At 59.0% G+C, this 20,121-nt stretch carries 15 protein-coding genes; 11 read left to right on the forward strand and 4 right to left on the reverse strand.

The annotated features are described in order from the left end of the window. Positions 1–52: 52 nt before the first annotated feature. On the reverse strand, positions 53–403 hold the full coding sequence (locus tag HCU66_RS22465; RefSeq protein WP_205890629.1) for an NIPSNAP family protein: 351 nt from the start codon (positions 401–403) through the stop codon (positions 53–55). Positions 404–677: 274 nt separating this feature from the next. Between HCU66_RS22465 and HCU66_RS22470 the strand changes: the two genes are divergently transcribed. The 9 genes from HCU66_RS22470 to HCU66_RS22510 all read left to right on the forward strand — a co-directional run bounded on the left by HCU66_RS22470 (position 678) and on the right by HCU66_RS22510 (position 13,323). Next, the gene (locus HCU66_RS22470; protein ID WP_205890630.1) at positions 678–2,288 is read left to right on the forward strand and encodes an ABC transporter substrate-binding protein; all 1,611 of its coding nucleotides are present in this window, start codon (positions 678–680) and stop codon (positions 2,286–2,288) included. Positions 2,289–2,547: 259 nt separating this feature from the next. Then, positions 2,548–4,173: an ABC transporter substrate-binding protein gene (locus HCU66_RS22475; protein ID WP_205890631.1), complete on the forward strand. Its 1,626-nt coding sequence runs from the start codon at positions 2,548–2,550 to the stop codon at positions 4,171–4,173. A 303-nt stretch (positions 4,174–4,476) separates the two neighbouring features. Further along, the gene (locus tag HCU66_RS22480) at positions 4,477–6,078 is read left to right on the forward strand and encodes an ABC transporter substrate-binding protein (protein ID WP_205890632.1); all 1,602 of its coding nucleotides are present in this window, start codon (positions 4,477–4,479) and stop codon (positions 6,076–6,078) included. Between the two features lie 175 nt (positions 6,079–6,253). Then, complete coding sequence (locus HCU66_RS22485; protein WP_205890633.1) at positions 6,254–7,669, forward strand: OprD family porin; 1,416 nt, start codon at positions 6,254–6,256, stop codon at positions 7,667–7,669. Between the two features lie 77 nt (positions 7,670–7,746). Next, the gene (locus tag HCU66_RS22490) at positions 7,747–9,342 is read left to right on the forward strand and encodes an ABC transporter substrate-binding protein (protein ID WP_205890634.1); all 1,596 of its coding nucleotides are present in this window, start codon (positions 7,747–7,749) and stop codon (positions 9,340–9,342) included. 73 nt (positions 9,343–9,415) lie between these two features. Further along, on the forward strand, positions 9,416–10,426 hold the full coding sequence (locus HCU66_RS22495) for an ABC transporter permease subunit (RefSeq protein ID WP_205890635.1): 1,011 nt from the start codon (positions 9,416–9,418) through the stop codon (positions 10,424–10,426). Positions 10,427–10,437: 11 nt separating this feature from the next. Then, positions 10,438–11,364 (forward strand): ABC transporter permease subunit, encoded by a 927-nt coding sequence (locus HCU66_RS22500; protein ID WP_205890636.1) that lies wholly within the window; start codon positions 10,438–10,440, stop codon positions 11,362–11,364. 10 nt (positions 11,365–11,374) lie between these two features. Then, positions 11,375–12,343: an ABC transporter ATP-binding protein gene (locus HCU66_RS22505; protein WP_205890637.1), complete on the forward strand. Its 969-nt coding sequence runs from the start codon at positions 11,375–11,377 to the stop codon at positions 12,341–12,343. Beyond that, positions 12,343–13,323 (forward strand): peptide ABC transporter ATP-binding protein, encoded by a 981-nt coding sequence (locus tag HCU66_RS22510; RefSeq protein WP_205890638.1) that lies wholly within the window; start codon positions 12,343–12,345, stop codon positions 13,321–13,323. Before HCU66_RS22505 ends, HCU66_RS22510 begins: the two co-directional genes overlap by 1 nt. Positions 13,324–13,510: 187 nt before the next feature. Here HCU66_RS22510 and HCU66_RS22515 read toward each other — a convergent pair whose 3' ends face one another. The 3 genes from HCU66_RS22515 to HCU66_RS22525 all read right to left on the reverse strand — a co-directional run bounded on the left by HCU66_RS22515 (position 13,511) and on the right by HCU66_RS22525 (position 16,032). Next, entirely contained in the window at positions 13,511–13,750 is a 240-nt protein-coding gene (locus HCU66_RS22515) for a hypothetical protein (RefSeq protein ID WP_205890639.1), read from the reverse strand. A 226-nt stretch (positions 13,751–13,976) separates the two neighbouring features. Then, the gene (locus tag HCU66_RS22520) at positions 13,977–15,560 is read right to left on the reverse strand and encodes a peptide chain release factor 3 (RefSeq protein WP_205890640.1); all 1,584 of its coding nucleotides are present in this window, start codon (positions 15,558–15,560) and stop codon (positions 13,977–13,979) included. 199 nt (positions 15,561–15,759) lie between these two features. Further along, a complete protein-coding gene (locus HCU66_RS22525; protein WP_205890641.1) occupies positions 15,760–16,032 on the reverse strand; it encodes a hypothetical protein in 273 nt (90 codons plus the stop codon). 14 nt (positions 16,033–16,046) lie between these two features. Between HCU66_RS22525 and HCU66_RS22530 the strand changes: the two genes are divergently transcribed. Together HCU66_RS22530 and HCU66_RS22535 are read left to right on the forward strand one after the other, a co-directional pair. Continuing rightward, entirely contained in the window at positions 16,047–17,210 is a 1,164-nt protein-coding gene (locus tag HCU66_RS22530; RefSeq protein ID WP_205890642.1) for a type III PLP-dependent enzyme, read from the forward strand. Between the two features lie 316 nt (positions 17,211–17,526). Beyond that, complete coding sequence (locus HCU66_RS22535; RefSeq protein ID WP_205890643.1) at positions 17,527–20,055, forward strand: PepSY domain-containing protein; 2,529 nt, start codon at positions 17,527–17,529, stop codon at positions 20,053–20,055. The last annotated feature ends 66 nt before the right edge of the window (positions 20,056–20,121 follow it).

Raw genomic sequence — 20,121 nt, forward strand, 5'->3', positions numbered from 1 at the left:
CGATTCACCGACAACATGGTAAATGTCAGTGAATGCCTATGCTGATTGAGCATCAGCTCTGGATAGATTTATGGGAAGCTCTGATGGCATCAATCGCCTCTTGAGTGAGCGTCATGACAGTCGTTGTGCTTACCTCAATCCGACTGATGATGTCTGCTCTCGGACCTTGCTTCCAATCAGTACTTGAGTAAAAAAGATCTTGAGAGGCTTGCCGATGACTCTCGCTCTCGTAGGAGCGAATTAAGTGATAGCTGTCATCGTCATGCAAAGAGCCGCCATAAGAAACAACATCCATACCCGCCTTTAAGTGAAGCGGAACGCTTACTTCCCGCATTATTCGATGGAAATCCAATCCTGATCCCGGTTTCAAGGTGTACATCAGGATTTCAACAATTCGAGTCATTCCAAATCTTCCCTGTGGGATTTCAGTTCCTGCCTAAGGATATGTGCTGGCTGATCTGCCGCCTTCGCGGGCAAGCCTCGCCCCTACAGTAGGACGGCGTACATCTGGGGGAGATTGAGACTGTCAGGCCGCCAAGATCAAGGTCAAAGATCAACGAAAAAACCGGCCAACTATGCCCAGATAGAGGGGTCCCCCTCAAAAAACGATATTTCCACACTCCCCGCCAACAACGCTACCCTCAGGAAAACATCGCCGCCACGCCCTCGGGGACTCCATGGATAGAACCACCGTCAAACCACTTCTGCTCGCACTCGCCCTCGCCACAACCGCATCACTCGCACAAACCGCCCAAGCCGCCACCACCCTGGTCTACTGCTCCGAAGCCAGCCCCGCCGGCTTCGACCCCAGCCAATACACCAGCGGCACCGACTTCGACGCCTCGGCCGAAACCCTCTTCAACCGCCTCACCCAATTCAAACGCGGCGGCACCGAGATCGAACCCGGCCTGGCCACAAGCTGGGAGGTCTCGAAGGACGGTCTGGCCTATACCTTCCACCTGCGCGACGGGGTGAAATTCCACACCACCGACTACTTCACCCCCACCCGCGATTTCAACGCCGACGACGTGCTGTTCACTTTCCAGCGCCTGCTCGACCCGGAAAATGCCTTTCGCAAAGCCTACCCCGCCGAGTCGCCATACTTCACCGACATGGGCCTGAACACCACGATCAAAAGCATCGACAAGCTCGACGACCACACCGTGCGCTTCAGCCTGAACAACGTCGACGCCGCGTTCGTGCAAAACCTCGCCATGAGCTTCGCCTCGGTGCAGTCCGCCGAATACGCCGCACAACTGTTAAAGGAAGGTAAAGCTGCCGACCTCAACCAGAAACCGGTCGGCACCGGCCCGTTCGTGTTCAAGCGCTACCAAAAGGACTCGCAAATTCGCTACGCCGCCAACAAGGCCTACTGGAAACCCGAGGACGTGAAACTCGACAACCTGATTTTCTCGATCACCCCGGACGCCGCCGTGCGCTTGCAAAGGCTCAAGGCCGGCGAGTGTCAGGTCAGCGGCTACCCGCGCCCGGCGGACATCGAAGTGATGGAGAAAGACCCGAACCTGACCGTGCTCAAGCAAGCCGGTTTCAACCTCGGCTTTCTCGCCTACAACGTGACCCACCCGCCGCTGGACCAGCTCAAGGTGCGTCAGGCGCTGGACATGGCCATCGACAAGCCGGCGATCATCAAGGCGGTTTACCAGAGTGCCGGGCAACTGGCGCAGAACGCTTTGCCACCGGCGCAATGGTCGTATGACCCGAGCATCAAGGACGCGCCCCACGACCCGACCAAAGCCCGCGCGCTACTGAAAGAAGCAGGGGTTGCCCCCGGCACCACCATCGATTTGTGGGCCATGACCGTGCAGCGCGCCTCCAACCCCAATGCGCGGATGTCGGCACAGATGATCCAGCAGGATTGGGAGAAAGTCGGCATCAAGGCCAACATCGTCAGCTATGAATGGGGCGAATACATCAAGCGCGCCAAGAATGGTGAGCACGACGCGATGATCTATGGCTGGACCGGCGACAACGGTGACCCAGACAACTGGCTCGGCGTGCTTTACAGCTGCGCTGCGGTGAAAGGTAGCAACTACGCCAAATGGTGTGACCCGGCCTACGACAAACTGGTGCAACAAGCCAAGGTGTCCACGGACAAACAGCAGCGGGTCAATCTGTACCAACAGGCGCAGCAAATCCTTAAACAACAAGTACCTATCACACCGATTGCCAACTCGACGGTGTTCCAGCCACTGCGCAAGGAAGTCACCGACTTCAAGATCAGCCCGTTTGGCCTCACCCCCTTCTATGGCGTGGGTATAAATAAGTAACACCCGGCTCCAACCGGGTGCGCCAGACGCCCAGGTCGCCCCTTATTGGTGCGTGATTTGCACCGTAAAAAACCTGCGCAAACGGTCAAATACCTCTATTTTTACACATATGCGACATTAAGGTACGTTCGTGCCACTCTTTAAGACTTGAAGCCATTCAGGATCTTGCATTGGGTATGGCCCCTGCATAAGTATCCGCAGGCACGACTCACGAGGTCGTACCTCACAATCAAAAATGACAACAAATCATGAGGCCAACATGCTTAAACACGCGGTCATTCCGTTTTTAGTCGGCGCAGGCTTGTTAGCCTCCGCACCTTTCGCCGTCGCTGCGACTAACCTGGTGTATTGCTCCGAAGGGAGCCCGGCCGGTTTCGACCCTGGCCAATACACCACCGGAACCGACTTCGACGCCTCTGCAGAAACCATGTTCAACCGCCTGACCCAGTTCGAGCGCGGCGGCACCGCCGTGATTCCTGGCCTGGCGACCAAGTGGGACATCTCCGATGACGGCCTGACCTACACCTTCCACCTGCGTGAAGGCGTCAAGTTCCACACCACCCCGTATTTCAAGCCGACTCGTGAGTTCAACGCCGACGACGTGCTGTTCACCTTCAATCGCATGATTAACAAGGATGATCCGTTCCGTAAGGCGTACCCGACCGAATTCCCGTACTTCACCGACATGGGGATGGACACCAACATCACCAAGATCGATAAAGTCGACGATCACACCGTCAAGTTCACCCTCAAAGAGGTAGACGCCGCGTTCATCCAGAACATGGCCATGAGCTTCGCCTCAATCCAGTCCGCCGAGTACGCCGCCCAGCTGCTCAAGGAAGGCAAGGCTGCCGACATCAACCAGAAACCGGTCGGCACCGGCCCGTTCGTGTTCAAGAGCTACCAGAAAGACGCCAACATCCGCTACACCGGGAACAAGGATTACTGGAAGCCTGACGACGTCAAGATCGACAACCTGATCTTCGCCATTACCACCGACCCGTCGGTGCGTATCCAGAAGCTGAAGAAAAACGAGTGCCAGATCACCCTGTTCCCTCGTCCGGCCGACCTGAAAGCGCTCAAAGAAGATAAAGCACTGAAGATGCCTGAGCAGGCCGGTTTCAACCTGGGCTACATCGCCTACAACGTGATGGACAAGGTCAAGGGCAGCAACGAGCCGAACCCGCTGGCCGACCTGCGAGTTCGTCAGGCACTGGACATGGCCGTCAACAAGCCGCAAATCATCGACTCGGTTTACCAGGGCGCCGGCCAACTGGCCGTCAACGCCATGCCTCCGACCCAATGGTCCTACGACACCACCATCAAGGATGCGCCGTACAACCCTGAGAAAGCCAAAGCGCTGCTCAAGGAAGCCGGCGTGAAGGAAGGCACCGAAATCGTTCTGTGGGCGATGCCAGTGCAGCGCCCGTACAACCCGAACGCCAAGCTGATGGCTGAGATGCTCCAGTCCGACTGGAAGAAAATCGGTCTGAACGTGAAGATCCAGAGCTACGAGTGGGGCGAGTACATCAAGCGCTCCAAGGGCGGCGAGAACCAGGGCATGCTGATTGGCTGGAGCGGCGACAACGGTGACCCGGACAACTGGCTCAACGTGCTGTTCGGCTGCGACTCGCTGCAGGGCAACAACTTCTCCAAATGGTGCGACAAGAAATTCGACGGCCTCGTCAAGGAAGCCAAGCGCACCACCGATCAGGCCAAGCGCACCGAACTGTACAAACAGGCGCAACACGTCCTCAAAGATGCTGTTCCATACACACCTATCGCTCACTCGACGGTGTTCCAACCCATGCGCGCCAACGTGCAGGACTTCAAGATCAGTCCATTCGGCCTGATGTCCTTCTACGGCGTCAGCGTCAGCAAGTAAGAAAAGGCAGCGGCGACGTTTTTCAGCGTCGCCGCTGCTTTTTTCTGCCGAGAAGTTAGGAATTTGCCTACATCCATTTCCACTCGGTCTTACCACAGTGGTTTAGGACGCGTTGCCTTTTCCTACGAGTCTTTAGGACTCAGCGCATTTACTGCCAGACCCACGGCACCTACCGTCGGGTTCTGACCAGTGACTGCGTGGGCTATCGGTTTGTTGCCCGTATTGGTTTGAGCTCAATGCAGCCACAACGTCCCCGGACGGGATCGCGGCGCATTGAATAACACGACAAAAAGAGGGAGCGTCATGCGCCATACCTTGGTTTTATCCGCATTGCTGGGCACCAGCCTGCTGGCCGCCACTTCCATCAGCCAGGCCGCCAACAACAGCCTGGTGTTCTGCTCCGAAGGCAGCCCCGCCGGTTTCGACACCGCGCAGTACACCACCGCGACCGATAACGACGCCGCCGAGCCGCTGTACAACCGTTTGGCAGAGTTTGAAAAAGGCGCCACCAACGTCGTACCTGGCCTGGCAACGAGCTGGGATATTTCCGAGGACGGCCTCAAGTACACCTTTCACCTGCGCGAAGGGGTGAAGTTTCATACGACCAAGTACTTCACGCCGACTCGCGATTTCAACGCCGATGACGTGCTGTTCACGTTCAATCGCATGCTCGATCCGCAGCAGCCCTTCCGTAAGGCTTATCCGACCGAGTTCCCGTATTTCAACGGGATGAGCCTGAACAAGAACATCGCCAAGGTCGAAAAGACCGGGCCGCTGACCGTGGTGGTGACGCTCAACAATGTCGACGCCGCGTTCATCCAGAACATCGCCATGAGCTTCGCCGCCATCCTGTCCGCCGAGTACGCCGAAAAACTACTGGCCGAAGGCAAGCCGAGCGATATCAACCAGAAGCCGATCGGCACCGGGCCGTTCGTGTTCAAGAGCTACCAGAAAGACTCCAACATCCGTTACAGCGGCAACACGCAGTATTGGGACCCGAGCCGGGTCAAGCTCGACAACCTGATTTTTGCCATCAACACCGACGCCTCGGTGCGCGTGCAGAAACTCAAGGCCAATGAATGCCAGATCACCCTGCACCCGCGTCCCGCCGACGTGACCGCACTCAAGAATGATCCGAAACTGCAACTGATCGAGAAACCCGGCTTCAACCTCGGTTACATCGCCTATAACGTTCGGCACAAGCCTTTCGACCAGCTCGAAGTGCGCCAGGCGCTGGACATGGCGGTGAACAAGCAAGGCATTCTCAACGCCGTCTACCAAGGCGCCGGTCAACTGGCGGTCAACGCCATGCCACCGACCCAGTGGTCCTACGACGAGACGATTAAAGACGCCGCCTACAACCCGGAAAAAGCCAAGGAGCTGCTCAAGGCTGCCGGCGTGAAGGAAGGCACCGAAATCACCCTCTGGGCGATGCCGGTTCAGCGTCCGTACAACCCCAATGCCAAGTTGATGGCCGAAATGCTCCAGGCGGATTGGGCGAAGGTCGGCCTCAAGGTCAAGATCGTCAGCTACGAATGGGGCGAGTACATCAAGCGCACCAAGAACGGCGAGCACGACATCAGCCTGATTGGCTGGACCGGTGACAATGGAGACCCGGACAACTGGCTCGGCACGCTGTACGGCTGCGATGCCATTGGCGGCAACAACTACTCCATGTGGTGTGATCCGGCTTACGACAAGCTGATCAAGCAGGCCAAGGTCGTGACCGATCGCGACCAGCGCACCGTGCTCTACAAACAGGCGCAGCAGTACCTCAAACAGCAGGTGCCGATCACGCCGGTCGCCCACTCGACGGTCAACCAGCCGTTGAGCGCCAAAGTCGAAGGATTCAAGGTGAGTCCTTTCGGTCGCAACGTGTTCTCGGGCGTCAGCCTGGACCAATAACCGTGTAGCAGAAACGCTGGGGGCGAATTTCGCCCCCACGCAAGCGTGTTGCCGTAATTCGTCAATCCGGCCTACAGCAAACGTTTGCGAAGCCTGAGATAAGTAAAAAAATACCAAATAGCCGGATCACCAAAAAAGACCGGTATTAAAAAAGAGAAAGAAAGGAGCTTCACCCATGAGACTGAGCAGCACCGCGTTATTGGCCTTGGCCATCAGCAGCGTGACCGCCACGGCTTACGCAGAATCCCAGAGCCAGGCGTTCACACCGGTTACCGTGAAAGAGAAGAGCGCCCAAAGCGAAGCCACTGGCTTTGTCGAAGGCCAGTCGATCACCGGCAGCACGCGTAACTGGTACGCCAATGAGCATTTCAAGCGGGGTGCGACTCTCAACTACCGCCAGAATGGTGAAACTCGTCAGACCGACCGTCGTATCAACTGGCTGCAAGGCACGATCATCAAGTACAACTCGGGCTTCACTGAAGGCACCGTTGGTTTCAGCACCGAAGTAGCGGCCTACAACGCCATTGCCCTGGAACGTGACCGCAAAAACCTGGCCTCCAATAACGGCGGTGCGCCAACCACGCGTCCTGGCGCGGGCAACAACCGTACCCTGACCGAAGAAGGCGGCGACGCCGTCGGCCAGTGGAGCAAACTGGGCCTGGCCAACGTCAAGGCCCGTATCTCCAACACCACGCTGACCGCCGGTCGCCAGAACTTCAGCAGCCCGATGGTCGATGTCATCGGTAACCGCGCCCTGCCTTCGAGCTTCGAAGGTGTGACCCTGCACAGTGAAGAGCTGGAAAACCTGACCTTCGACCTCGGCACTTTCGACCGCAACTCTCCGCGTACCGAACAAAGCCAGCGCAAGTTCCGTTCCGAATACGGCGACACCAATGCCGAAGCCGATCACGTCCATACTGCCGGCATCACCTACCAGCCGTTCGCCAGCCTGACCACCAGCCTGTGGGGCACCCAGGCCGAAGACCTGTGGAACCAGTACTACTTCGGCGCCAGTCATGTACTGGGCGACAGCTCGATCCTGAGCCTGACCACCGGCCTGAATTACTACAAAACCGTGGACGAAGGCAAAGCCAAGCTCGGCCAGATCGACAACGACACCTACTCCCTGTCGTTCGGCCTGACTCACACGGCTCACACCCTGACCTTCTCGTACCAGGAAGTGAACGGCAACGAGTACTTCGACTACCTGCACGAAACCAACGGTATCTACCTGGCCAACTCCCTGCTGTCGGACTTCAACGGCCCGAACGAGAAATCCTTCCAGATCGCCTACGGCCTGAACATGGCCGAATACGGTGTGCCAGGCCTGAAGTTCAACATCTACCAGGCTCGTGGCTGGGGTATCGACGGTACTCACTACAACAGCACCGGCTACTCCGGTTTGACGGAGATGGACGACGAGCACCACTACGAATACGGCATCGGCGCTTCGTACGCGGTACAGAGCGGCCCGCTCAAGGCCACTGCTATCCGTGCGACTTACACCGCGCACCGCGCCAGCGAAAACCAGGCGGATGGCAGCCTCAACGAGTTCCGTCTCGTGACCACCATCCCGTTCAACATTTTGTAAAACGCACGTCGGCGGCTGACTCATGACGAGTCGGCCGTTCGGTTTTTTCCTGTTCAACCGATTGCAGAGGGTTCTTGATGAAAATGCTTCCCCTACGAGCGGCCATCGCTGCCGCGTTGCTGAGTGTCGCTGTTGGCGTCTCGGCCAAACCCTTGGTGGTCTGTACCGAAGCCAGCCCGGAAGGCTTCGACATGGTCCAGTACACGACTGCAGTCACTGCCGATGCGGTGGCCGAAACCATCTTCAATCGCCTGGCGGACTTCAAGCCCGGCACCACTGAAGTGATTCCGGCGCTGGCCGAATCCTGGGACATCAGTGAAGACGGCCTGACCTACACGTTCCAGCTGCGCAAAGGCGTCAAGTTTCACACCACCGAATACTTCAAGCCGACCCGCGACATGAACGCCGACGACGTGGTCTGGAGCTTCCAGCGTCAGTTGGACCCGAATCACCCATGGCACAAGCTGTCGAGCGTGGGCTTCCCGTACTTTGAGAGCATGGGCTTCAAGGAACTGCTCAAAAGCGTAGAGAAAGTCGACGACAACACGGTCAAATTCACCCTGACCCGCCGCGAAGCGCCGTTCCTGGCCGACATCGCCATGGCCTTCTCCTCGATCTACTCCGCCGAGTACGCCGACCAGTTGCTCAAGGCCGACAAGACCGGCGACCTGAACAACAAGCCCATCGGCACCGGCCCGTTCGTCTTCCAGCGTTATGCCAAGGATGCCCAGGTTCGCTTCAAGGCCAACTCGGACTATTTCCGTGGCAAGCCACCGGCTGACTCGCTGGTCCTGGCGATTGCCACCGACAACAACGTACGCCAGCAAAAACTCAAGGCCAACGAGTGCCAGATCGCGCTGTATCCGAAGCCGGATGACATCCCGAGCATCAAGAAAGACACCAATCTGAAGGTCGCAGAACTGGATGCGATGACCGTGTCCTACATCGCCATGAATACCCAGCACAAATACATGAGCGATGTGCGGGTACGTAAAGCCATCGACATCGCGTTCGACAAGGAAGCCTACGTCGCCGCCCTGTTCGGTAAAGGTAATGCCACAGTGGCGGTCAACCCGTACCCGCAGACCCTGCTGGGTTACAACTATCAACTGACCAACCCACCGCGTGACCTCGACAAGGCTCGTGCCCTGCTCAAGGAAGCCGGCGTGCCGGATGGCACCGTGTTCACCCTGTTCACCCGTAACGGCGGCGGCCCGACCAACCCTAATCCGATGCTCGGCGCGCAAATGATGCAGGCCGATCTGGCCAAGGTCGGGATCAAGGTCGATATTCGTGTCATGGAATGGGGCGAAATGCTCAAGCGCGCGAAAAACGGCGAACACGACATGGTGTCCGCCGGTTGGGCCGGCGACAACGGCGACCCGGATAACTTCCTGACGCCTATGCTCAGTTGTGAGGCTGCCAAGAACGGCGAAAACTATGCACGCTGGTGCAACGAGCAATTCCAGGCACTGCTCGACCAGGCACGGGCCAAAGTGGATCCGGCCGAACGCGCCGCGCTCTACGAACAGGCCCAGGCCATTTTCAATCAGGACCAGCCATGGATCAGCATGGCGCACACCCGGATGTTCACCGCAATGCGCACCAACGTAGAGGGCTATCACATTAGCCCCCTCACCACTAACAACTTCGCCACCACCCAGGTGAAGTAGATAAGAAACGCCCGGCATCGCTGACCCCAGCGCTGCCGGGCACGCCTAACCGGCTGATGAGGTACCACACAAGATGTTTAGTTTTATTGCCCGCCGATTGGGGTTACTGATCCCCACATTCTTCGGCATCACCTTGCTGACTTTCGCGTTGATTCGCATGATTCCGGGCGACCCCGTGGAAGTGATGATGGGCGAACGTCGTGTCGACCCTGAAATGCATGCTCAGGCAATGGAACGCCTAGGTCTGAACAAACCCCTGTATGCCCAATACCTGGATTACATTGGCAAACTGGCCCAGGGCGATCTCGGCGAATCCCTGCGTACCCGTGAAAGCGTCTGGAGCGAGTTCACGCAGTTGTTCCCGGCTACCTTCGAGCTGTCGATGGCGGCCCTGCTATTCGCAGGCGTCCTCGGACTGCTGGCCGGCGTTATTGCCGCGTTGAAGCGAGGATCACTGTTCGACCACGGCGTGATGGGCATTTCTCTCACGGGATACTCGATGCCAATCTTCTGGTGGGGCCTGATCCTGATCATGTTCTTCTCGGTCAGTCTTGGCTGGACGCCGGTTTCCGGGCAAAACGACTTGTTGATCGACGTAGAACGCAAAACCCACTTCATGCTGATCGATACGTGGCTCAGCGATGAACCGGGTGCACTGCTCGACTACCTGCATCATCTGATCCTGCCTGCCATTGTGCTGGGCACCATTCCGCTGGCGGTGATCGCCCGGATGACCCGCTCCTCCATGCTCGAAGTGCTGCGTGAAGACTACATCCGCACCGCACGCGCCAAAGGCCTGTCGCCAGCACGCGTCGTATTCGTCCACGGCCTGCGCAACGCGTTGATTCCGGTACTGACCGTGGTCGGCCTGCAAGTCGGCACACTGCTGGCTGGCGCGGTTCTGACCGAAACGATCTTCTCCTGGCCCGGCATCGGCAAGTGGCTGATCGAAGCCATCGGCGCCCGGGACTATCCCGTCGTGCAAAACGGCATCTTGTTGATTGCCTGCATCGTGATCCTGGTTAACTTCGTGGTGGATATCCTCTACGGCTTTGCCAACCCACGCATTCGTCACCAGCGCTGAGGAAAATACCCATGAGCATTCCAACGTCCTCAGCAGTCGCCTCTACCTCCACCGTGGATCAAAGCCTGCTGTATCCATCACCGTACAAAGAGTTCTGGCAGGCGTTTTCGAAGAACAAAGGTGCTGTGGCGGGCCTGATGTTCTTCACCCTGGTTGTGTTCTGCGCGATTTTTGCCCCTTGGGTTGCGCCGCACAATCCAAGCGAGCAATACCGTGATTTCCTGCTGACGCCTCCGGTGTGGCTCGAGAGTGGGCAGTGGCGCTTTTTCCTCGGCACCGATGAACTGGGCCGCGACCTGCTGTCGCGTTTGATTCACGGCTCGCGCCTGTCGCTGCTGATCGGCCTGTCTTCTGTGGTGATGTCGCTGATCCCGGGGATTCTGATGGGATTGCTGGCCGGCTTTTTCCCCAGAGTGCTCGGCCCGACCATCATGCGTCTGATGGACATCATGCTGGCCCTGCCGTCCTTGCTGCTGGCCGTGGCGATTGTCGCCATCCTCGGCCCAGGCCTGATCAACACCGTGATCGCCATCGCCGTGGTGTCCCTGCCGTCGTATGTTCGTCTGACCCGCGCCGCGGTGATGGGCGAGCTGAACCGCGACTACGTGACCGCCGCGCGCCTGGCCGGTGCCGGTCTGCCACGCCTGATGTTCATCACCGTGCTGCCCAACTGCATGGCGCCGCTGATCGTTCAGGCCACCCTGAGCTTCTCTTCGGCGATTCTCGATGCCGCGGCACTGGGCTTCCTCGGCCTTGGCGTACAACCGCCAACCCCTGAGTGGGGCACCATGCTGGCTTCGGCCCGTGACTACATCGAACGCGCCTGGTGGGTGGTGAGCTTGCCTGGTTTGACCATTTTGCTCAGCGTGCTGGCAATCAACTTGATGGGCGACGGCCTGCGCGATGCGCTGGACCCGAAACTCAAGAACGCCGCCTGAGGAGATTCAAATGTCACTGTTAGAAATCAAGAATCTCAACGTTCGCTTCGGCGACGCCAACGCCGTTCCGGTGGTCGACGGTCTCGACATTTCCGTGGACAAGGGCGAAGTGCTGGCCATCGTCGGCGAATCGGGTTCCGGCAAGTCCGTGACCATGATGGCGCTGATGGGCCTGATCGAGCATCCGGGGATCGTCACCGCCGACGCCCTGAATTTCGACGGCAAGAACATGCTCACCCTCAGCAACCGTCAGCGTCGGCAAATCGTCGGCAAAGACCTGGCCATGGTCTTCCAGGACCCGATGACCGCGCTGAACCCGAGCTACACCGTCGGTTTCCAGATCGAAGAAGTGCTGCGCCTGCACCTGAAAATGTCCAGAAAGGACGCCCGCAAGCGCGCCATCGAGCTGCTGGAAAAAGTGGAAATCCCCGGCGCCGCCAGTCGTATGAACGCCTACCCGCACCAACTCTCCGGCGGCATGAGCCAGCGTGTGGCCATTGCCATGGCGATTGCCGGCGAGCCGAAACTGCTGATCGCTGACGAACCGACCACCGCGCTCGACGTCACGATTCAGGCGCAAATCATGGACCTGCTGCTGGCGTTGCAGAAAGAGCAGAACATGGGCCTGGTGCTGATCACCCACGACCTCGCCGTCGTGGCCGAAACCGCCCAGCGCGTATGCGTGATGTATGCGGGCCAAGCGGTTGAAGTCGGTCAGGTACCACAACTGTTCGACATTCCGGCGCACCCGTACAGCGAAGCGCTGCTCAAGGCTATTCCAGAACACAGCCTGGGCGCTGCGCGCCTGTCGACGCTGCCGGGCATCGTTCCCGGTCGTTACGACCGCCCGCAAGGCTGCCTGCTGTCGCCGCGCTGCCCGTACGTGCAAGACAACTGCCGCACCCAGCGCCCAACCCTTGATCAGAAAAGTAACAGCCTCGCCCGCTGCTTCTACCCGTTGAACCAGGAGGTGGCGTAATGGCCGTCGTACTTACCGCCCGCGACCTGACCCGTCACTACGAAGTGTCCCGTGGCCTGTTCAAGGGCCATGCGACCGTGCGCGCCCTTAACGGTGTGTCGTTCGAACTGGAAGCCGGCAAGACCCTCGCCGTTGTCGGTGAATCGGGCTGCGGCAAATCCACCCTGGCCCGCGCCCTGACGCTGATCGAAGAACCGTCCTCCGGTTCCTTGAAAATCGCCGGACAGGAAGTCGCCGGCGCCGACAAGGCCCAGCGCAAGCAGCTGCGCAAAGACGTGCAGATGGTGTTCCAGAGCCCTTACGCGTCGCTGAACCCACGGCAGAAAATCGGTGATCAATTGGCCGAGCCGTTGCTGATCAACACCAATCTGTCGGCTACCGAACGTCGTGAAAAAGTTCAAGCGATGATGAAACAGGTGGGCTTGCGTCCTGAGCACTACCAGCGCTATCCGCACATGTTCTCCGGCGGTCAGCGCCAGCGGATTGCCCTGGCCCGCGCGATGATGCTGCACCCCAAAGTGCTGGTGGCGGACGAACCGACCTCGGCGCTCGACGTGTCGATCCAGGCTCAGGTGCTGAACCTGTTCATGGATTTGCAGCAAGAGTTCAACACGGCGTACGTGTTCATCTCCCACAACCTGGCCGTGGTGCGCCACGTCGCCGATCACGTGATGGTGATGTACCTGGGCCGCCCCGTGGAAATGGGTCCGAAAGAGGACATCTACACCCGTCCCCTGCACCCGTACACCCAGGCGCTGCTGTCGGCCACTCCGACCATCCACCCGGATCCGGACAAGCCGAAAATCAAGATCGTCGGCGAACTGCCCAACCCGCTGAACCCGCCGTCCGGCTGCGCTTTCCACAAGCGTTGCCCGTACGCGACCGAGCGCTGTGCCATCGAAGAACCGCTCCTGCGCCTGCTCGACACCCGCCAGGTGGCCTGCCACTACGCCGAGCAATTCCTCGACGGCGCGGCATAAAAATGATCTGACCCCAAAATGTAGGAGCGAGCTTGCTCGAAAAGGCGGTCTGTCAGTCGACATTGATATTGACTGGCATGACGCCTTCGCGAGCGAGCTCGCTCCTACAGGGGATACCTGTTCACCAACCTCTTCTACTTCGATTACGCATCAGTCGGGGGAGAAGGGGGTTTCTTTTGTCCGACATTTACGCTTGGGTGTCGTCCTCATCCTCGTCGGCGTCTGGATCGTCATCGTCCGTGCTACCGCCCTGGGCCAGATCACCTGGCTCAGACTCTGATTTGGCCAGCATCAGGTCACCCTGCACGACCTGACCGCTCGACGCCTGGGTCTCATGATCCTCGCATTCGGCCCAGACCGCCGAACTGCCGAGGGACAGCATCACCAAAACCTTAAGCAGCAACACAATGCGTAGAAAAATGCTCATAGTCGATTCCATCCTTCTCGTTGGTGAAGCTTAAGTGCCTGTCTTGCGCTGAATAAAATTTAGTTCCGATTGACCGGGTTCTCCAGACAGGACGCTACCGGGTAGCAGAAAATGCAACTGGAGGGGAGATTGGTTTGGAATAAGTGTTATGCCGAAAAAATCATCTTCCATAAAAAAAGCGAAGCCCCAAGGCTTCGCTTTTTTACTTACTCAACACCTTTGCCGCTTAATGATGCTCACGCGTCGCACGGAACTTCACATCCGGCCAGCGCTCTTCCATCAGCGCCAGGTTGACCCGGGTCGGAGCCAGGTAGGTCAGGTGACCGCCGCCGTCCAGCGCGAGGTTTTCCACAGCCTTGTTGGTGAATTCCTCGAATTTCTTCTTGTCGCTGCAATCGATCCAGCGTGCGGAATAAACCGTGATCGGCTCGTACGAACACTCGACCTTGTATTCCTCTTTCAAGCGGCTGGCGACCACATCGAACTGCAGCACACCGACGGCGCCGAGAATGATGTCGTTGCTGCGCTCGGGGAAGAACACCTGGGTCGCGCCCTCTTCGGCCAGCTGTTGCAGGCCCTGACGCAGTTGCTTGGACTTCAGCGGGTCGCGCAGGCGTACGCGGCGAAACAGTTCCGGGGCGAAGTGCGGGATGCCGGTGAAGCCCAGGGTTTCGCCTTCAGTGAAGGTATCGCCGATCTGGATCGTGCCGTGGTTGTGCAGGCCGATAATGTCGCCGGCGTACGCTTCTTCCAGTTGCTCACGTTCGGAGGAGAAGAAGGTCAGCGCATCGCCGATCCGTACGTCCTTGCCGGTGCGCACATGGCGCATCTTCATGCCTTTTTCGTACTTGCCGGAACAGATGCGCATGAAAGCGATGCGGTCGCGGTGTTTCGGGTCCATGTTCGCCTGGATCTTGAACACGAAGCCTGAGAATTTCTCTTCAACCGGCTCGACGGTGCGCTCGTTGGCGACACGGGCCAGCGGTTGCGGCGCCCAGTCGACCACGGCGTCGAGCACGTGATCGACACCGAAGTTGCCCAGCGCAGTACCGAAGAACACCGGGGTCAGTTGACCGTCGAGGAATTCCTGCTGGTTGAATTCATGGCAGGCGCCCTGCACCAGTTCCAGCTGTTCGATGAAACGCTCGTACTCGTCACCCAGGTGCGCGCGGGCTTCAGCGGAGTCGAGCTTCTCGATGATTTTGGTTTCGGTGCGCTCGTGGCCGTGACCAGCGGTGTAGACGATGATGTAGTCGTCGGCGAGGTGATAAACACCCTTGAAGTCGCGGTAGCAACCGATCGGCCAGGTGATCGGTGCGGCCTTGATCTTCAGGACCGCTTCGATTTCGTCGAGCAGTTCGATCGGGTCGCGGATGTCGCGGTCAAGTTTGTTGATGAAGCTGACGATCGGCGTGTCACGCAGACGGCAGACATCCATCAGGGCGATGGTGCGAGGCTCTACACCTTTACCGCCGTCGAGCACCATCAGCGCCGAGTCCACCGCGGTCAGGGTGCGGTAGGTGTCTTCGGAGAAGTCTTCGTGGCCCGGGGTGTCGAGCAGGTTGACCATGTGGTCGCGATACGGGAACTGCATGACCGACGTGGTAATGGAAATACCCCGTTGTTTTTCCATTTCCATCCAGTCGGAGGTGGCATGGCGGTCGGATTTGCGAGATTTCACCGTGCCGGCTACCGCAATCGCCTTGCCCATCAGCAAGAGCTTCTCGGTGATGGTGGTCTTACCGGCATCGGGGTGGGAAATAATGGCGAAAGTGCGGCGTTTCGCGACTTCGGCGGCCTGTCTGGTCATGGGAAATCGCCTGGCGATGATTCAAAAAAGGGCGGCGAGTATAGCTTAAAAAGTGACCTACGGACCACCGTGTGCAGGCGCAGCCGAAGGCTGTGATCCAACCGACGCCCGCTCGCGATTGGAGGCACCACAACGCCCTCTGAAACACCTCGAATATCCCTTCCAGGGGAACATCACACTGTCATGCAGGTCGGTTACATCAGTAGCTGTCAGGGACCGCACGACGGAAGCGTGCAAAAACGCGACATTTTTTGTTGATCTCAAGCCCCTCACGCCCTAAAGTTCGCGCCGAACGTCCATGCTGGAAACGATCCATCCGGCTCAAGTACTGACGACGAGACAGCAAGGCCAAGGGAAGCACCGCCTCCCATGGCCTTTTTGCTTTCGGCGACATGCCTTGGGAAGTAGGCGAACCAAAGTGGGGATACGGAGGACGTTCATTTGCACCCATTGTTTTTACGAGTTTGCCCATAGGAGCTCCCAGGTATGTCGATTCAGGTCGAAGATTATTTCGCGCGCGAAACCTTTCAGAAAATGAAGGCCTTCGCCGACAAACAGGAAACCCCGTTCGTGGTGATCGACACCGCGATGATCAGCCAGGCCTATGACGACCTGCGCGCCGGTTTCGAGTTCGCCAAGGTCTACTACGCGGTAAAGGCCAACCCGGCCGTGGAAATCATCGACCTGCTCAAAGAGAAAGGTTCGAGCTTCGACATCGCCTCGATCTATGAGCTGGACAAAGTGCTGAGCCGCGGCGTCGGCCCGGATCAGATCAGCTACGGCAACACCATCAAGAAATCCAAGGACATTCGCTACTTCTACGACAAGGGCGTGCGTCTGTATGCCACCGACTCCGAAGCCGACCTGCGCAACATCGCCAAGGCCGCTCCAGGCTCGAAAGTCTACGTGCGTATCCTGACTGAAGGCTCGACCACCGCCGACTGGCCTTTGTCGCGCAAATTCGGCTGCCAGACCGACATGGCCATGGACCTGCTGATCCTCGCCCGTGACCTGGGCCTGGTGCCTTACGGCATTTCGTTCCACGTCGGCTCGCAGCAGCGCGACATCAGCGTCTGGGACGCGGCGATCGCCAAGGTCAAGGTGATCTTCGAACGCCTGAAAGAAGAAGACGGCATTCACCTGAAGCTGATCAACATGGGCGGCGGCTTCCCGGCCAACTACATCACCCGCACCAACAGCCTGGAAACCTATGCTGAGGAAATCATCCGCTTCCTCAAGGAAGACTTCGGCGACGACCTGCCGGAAATCATTCTGGAGCCAGGCCGTTCGCTGATTGCCAACGCCGGCATTCTGGTCAGCGAAGTGGTGTTGGTTGCACGTAAATCCCGTACCGCCGTCGAGCGATGGGTGTACACGGATGTGGGCAAATTCTCCGGCCTGATCGAAACCATGGACGAAGCCATCAAGTTCCCGATCTGGACCGAGAAAAAAGGCGAGATGGAAGAAGTGGTCATCGCCGGCCCAACCTGCGACAGCGCCGACATCATGTACGAAAACTACAAGTACGGCCTGCCGCTGAACCTGGCGATCGGCGATCGTTTGTACTGGCTGTCGACCGGTGCGTACACCACCAGCTACAGCGCGGTTGAGTTCAATGGCTTTCCGCCGCTGAAGTCGTTCTACGTGTAAGCGCTGCACGCAGAAATCAAAAAGCCCATGACGTGTCATGGGCTTTTTTGTGCCTGCGATGATCGTTCCCACGCGCAGCAAAGGAATGCCTCAACGGACGCTCCGCGTTCGGCTTTGGATGGGACGCAGAGCGTCCCGGGCTGCATTCCCACGCGGGAGCGTGGGAACGATCTATCACCGAAGCGTGGAGGCCCTCAGGCAAAAGCCCCGTTCATCGAAGTGAACGGGGCTTTTTGTGTAAAAAAGAATCTTTCTCGACAACTCACGGCATAATGCGCGCCGTGATGATGACTTTCGAACGAACAAGGCGAGCGACGTGTTGAAGAAATCCCTGTTCCAGTTGCACTGGTTTTTCGGCATCAGCGCCGGACTGGTCCTGGCCCTGATGGGCATCACCGGGGCGACGGTATCGTTTCAGGATGAAATCCTGCGGGCGTTGAACCCCTCTGTGCTGCATGTCGAAAAGCAGGCCGCCGGCGTGCTGCCGCCAGCCGAGCTGGTGGAGAAAATCGAAGGGGCTTCGGGCAAGACCGTCTCGATGCTCTGGGTCGAGATCGACAGCGGCAACGCCGCGCGGGTGATCTTCACGGCGCCACCTGGCGAACGTCGCGGGCCGATGCGTTACTTCGATCCCTATACCGGCCAGTTCATGGGCGAGGTCACCGGCCAGGACTTCTTTGACCTGATGCTGCAACTGCACCGGGTATTGGCCATGGGCGATACCGGCCGGCAGATCACCGGCGCCTGTACGCTGATTCTGGTGTTCTTCTGCCTGTCCGGCCTGTACCTGCGCTGGCCGCGCCAGTGGAAAAGCTGGCGTGCCTGGCTGACCCTGGACTGGAAGAAAAAGGGCCGCAGCTTCAACTGGGATTTGCACTCGGTGGCCGGCACCTGGTGCCTGGTGTTCTACCTTTTGGCGGCACTGACCGGGTTGTCCTGGTCTTACGAGTGGTATAACAAAGGCCTGACCCGGCTGCTTTCCGACTCGCCGCAGAACGAGCGGGTGCGCAGTGGTCGCGGCCCTGCGCCAAGCGGCCCGGCCCCCACCGCCGATTACAGCGCCATGTGGAGCAGCATCTACAGCGCCGCCGGCCCTGGTCTTTCGTCCTACAACGTCCGTATGCCGCCCGTGGCCGGGCAACCGGCAACCGTGTTCTACCTGCTCAAGGATTCACCCCACAACCAGGCACGGAATCAGATCATCCTCGATCCGGCGACCGGCATCGTCAGCCGTCATGACCGCTACAGCGACAAGAGCCTCAAGGCGCAACTGCTGACCAGTATTTATGCGCTGCACGTCGGCAGTTATTTCGGAGTGGTCGGGCGGATCATCCTGACCGTCACCGCGCTGAGCATGCCGCTGTTTTTCGTCACGGGCTGGTTGCTGTACCTGGACCGTCGGCGCAAGAAACGTCAGATCAAGGATGCCCGCAAAGGCCTTGCGCAACCGGGTAGCGACGCACCGGCATGGCTGATCGGCTTCGCCAGCCAGAGCGGATTCGCGGAACAACTGGCCTGGCAGACCGCCGGGCAATTACAGGCCGCCGGATTGCCGGTGAAGGTGCAACCGTTGGCCAATGTCAGCGAACAGGACCTGCGAGATTCCAGCAACGCGTTGTTTGTGGTCAGCACTTTCGGCGACGGAGAAGCGCCGGACAGCGCCCGAGGATTCGAACGCAAAGTGCTGGGTCGTGCACCGAGCCTCGAAAGCCTGAACTATGCGGTGCTGGGCCTCGGTGACCGTCAGTATCAACACTTCTGCGGCTTCGCCCGTCGTTTGCACTCCTGGCTGGGCGAGCACGGCGGCAAGACCTTATTTGCCCCAGTGGAAGTCGACGGTGGTGATCCTTACGCCTTGCGTCACTGGCAGCAGCAACTCGGCCTGCTGACCGGTCAGGCGCCGGTCGACACCTGGCAAGCGCCCAGCTACGACAACTGGACCCTGACCCGCCGCGAACGCATGAACCCGGATAGCAGCGGCTCGCCCGTGTACTTGCTCGGCCTCAGCGCCCCCACCACCAGCAGTTGGCTGGCCGGTGACCTGGTGGAAGTGCTGCCGCGCAATTGCCCGTGGGCCATCGAGCATTTCCTCGATGGCTTGGGCATCGACGGTCGCGCCACGGTAGCGCTCGATGGCCTGCCGCACTCTCTGGAACAAGCCCTGGCCAGCCGCCAACTGCCCGAGAACCGCGCCCATCTGGTCGGCCTGCACGCGCAAGCGCTGGCGGACGCTTTGGTGCCATTGGCCATGCGCGAATACTCCATCGCCTCGATTGCCGCCGACGGCGTGCTGGAATTGATCGTACGTCAGGAACTGCATCCCGACGGCAGCCTGGGCATCGGCTCCGGCTGGTTGACCGAACATGCTCCGGTGGGTAGCAGCATCCGTTTGCGGGTGCGGCGCAACAGCGGCTTCCATCTGCCGAACGAACCGGTACCGATGATCCTGCTGGGCAACGGCACCGGGCTGGCCGGGTTGCGCAGTTTGCTCAAGGCACGGATTGCCGATGGCCAGCAACGTCACTGGCTGCTGTTCGGCGAGCGCAACCGCGAACATGACTACCTGTGCCGTGTGGAACTGGAAGAGTGGTTGATCAACGGTGATCTGGCGCGTCTGGACCTGGCGTTCTCCCGGGATCAGGCCGAGAAGATCTATGTGCAGGATCGCCTGCGCGAGTCTGCCGGTGAACTGAAGAAATGGCTGGCCGACGGCGCCGTGATTTACATCTGCGGCAGCTTGCAAGGGATGGCTTCAGGCGTGGATCAAGTGCTCAACGATGTGCTCGGCGCTGCTGAAGTCGAGCGCCTGATCGAACAAGGCCGCTACCGCCGCGACGTCTACTGACACCATTGATCCCTGTGGGAGCGACCTGTGGCGAGGGGGCTTGCCCCCGTTTGAGTGCGTAGCACT

Source organism: Pseudomonas frederiksbergensis, assembly GCF_017114915.1.
Classification (GTDB): Bacteria; Pseudomonadota; Gammaproteobacteria; order Pseudomonadales; family Pseudomonadaceae; genus Aquipseudomonas; species Aquipseudomonas frederiksbergensis_I.

Coding starts and splice junctions, on each gene's coding strand:
- HCU66_RS22465 (WP_205890629.1), bottom strand. CDS start 403: ATGACTCGAATTGTTGAAATCCTGATGTACACCTTGAAACCGGGATCA.
- HCU66_RS22470 (WP_205890630.1), top strand. CDS start 678: ATGGATAGAACCACCGTCAAACCACTTCTGCTCGCACTCGCCCTCGCC.
- HCU66_RS22475 (WP_205890631.1), top strand. CDS start 2,548: ATGCTTAAACACGCGGTCATTCCGTTTTTAGTCGGCGCAGGCTTGTTA.
- HCU66_RS22480 (WP_205890632.1), top strand. CDS start 4,477: ATGCGCCATACCTTGGTTTTATCCGCATTGCTGGGCACCAGCCTGCTG.
- HCU66_RS22485 (WP_205890633.1), top strand. CDS start 6,254: ATGAGACTGAGCAGCACCGCGTTATTGGCCTTGGCCATCAGCAGCGTG.
- HCU66_RS22490 (WP_205890634.1), top strand. CDS start 7,747: ATGAAAATGCTTCCCCTACGAGCGGCCATCGCTGCCGCGTTGCTGAGT.
- HCU66_RS22495 (WP_205890635.1), top strand. CDS start 9,416: ATGTTTAGTTTTATTGCCCGCCGATTGGGGTTACTGATCCCCACATTC.
- HCU66_RS22500 (WP_205890636.1), top strand. CDS start 10,438: ATGAGCATTCCAACGTCCTCAGCAGTCGCCTCTACCTCCACCGTGGAT.
- HCU66_RS22505 (WP_205890637.1), top strand. CDS start 11,375: ATGTCACTGTTAGAAATCAAGAATCTCAACGTTCGCTTCGGCGACGCC.
- HCU66_RS22510 (WP_205890638.1), top strand. CDS start 12,343: ATGGCCGTCGTACTTACCGCCCGCGACCTGACCCGTCACTACGAAGTG.
- HCU66_RS22515 (WP_205890639.1), bottom strand. CDS start 13,750: ATGAGCATTTTTCTACGCATTGTGTTGCTGCTTAAGGTTTTGGTGATG.
- HCU66_RS22520 (WP_205890640.1), bottom strand. CDS start 15,560: ATGACCAGACAGGCCGCCGAAGTCGCGAAACGCCGCACTTTCGCCATT.
- HCU66_RS22525 (WP_205890641.1), bottom strand. CDS start 16,032: ATGGGCAAACTCGTAAAAACAATGGGTGCAAATGAACGTCCTCCGTAT.
- HCU66_RS22530 (WP_205890642.1), top strand. CDS start 16,047: ATGTCGATTCAGGTCGAAGATTATTTCGCGCGCGAAACCTTTCAGAAA.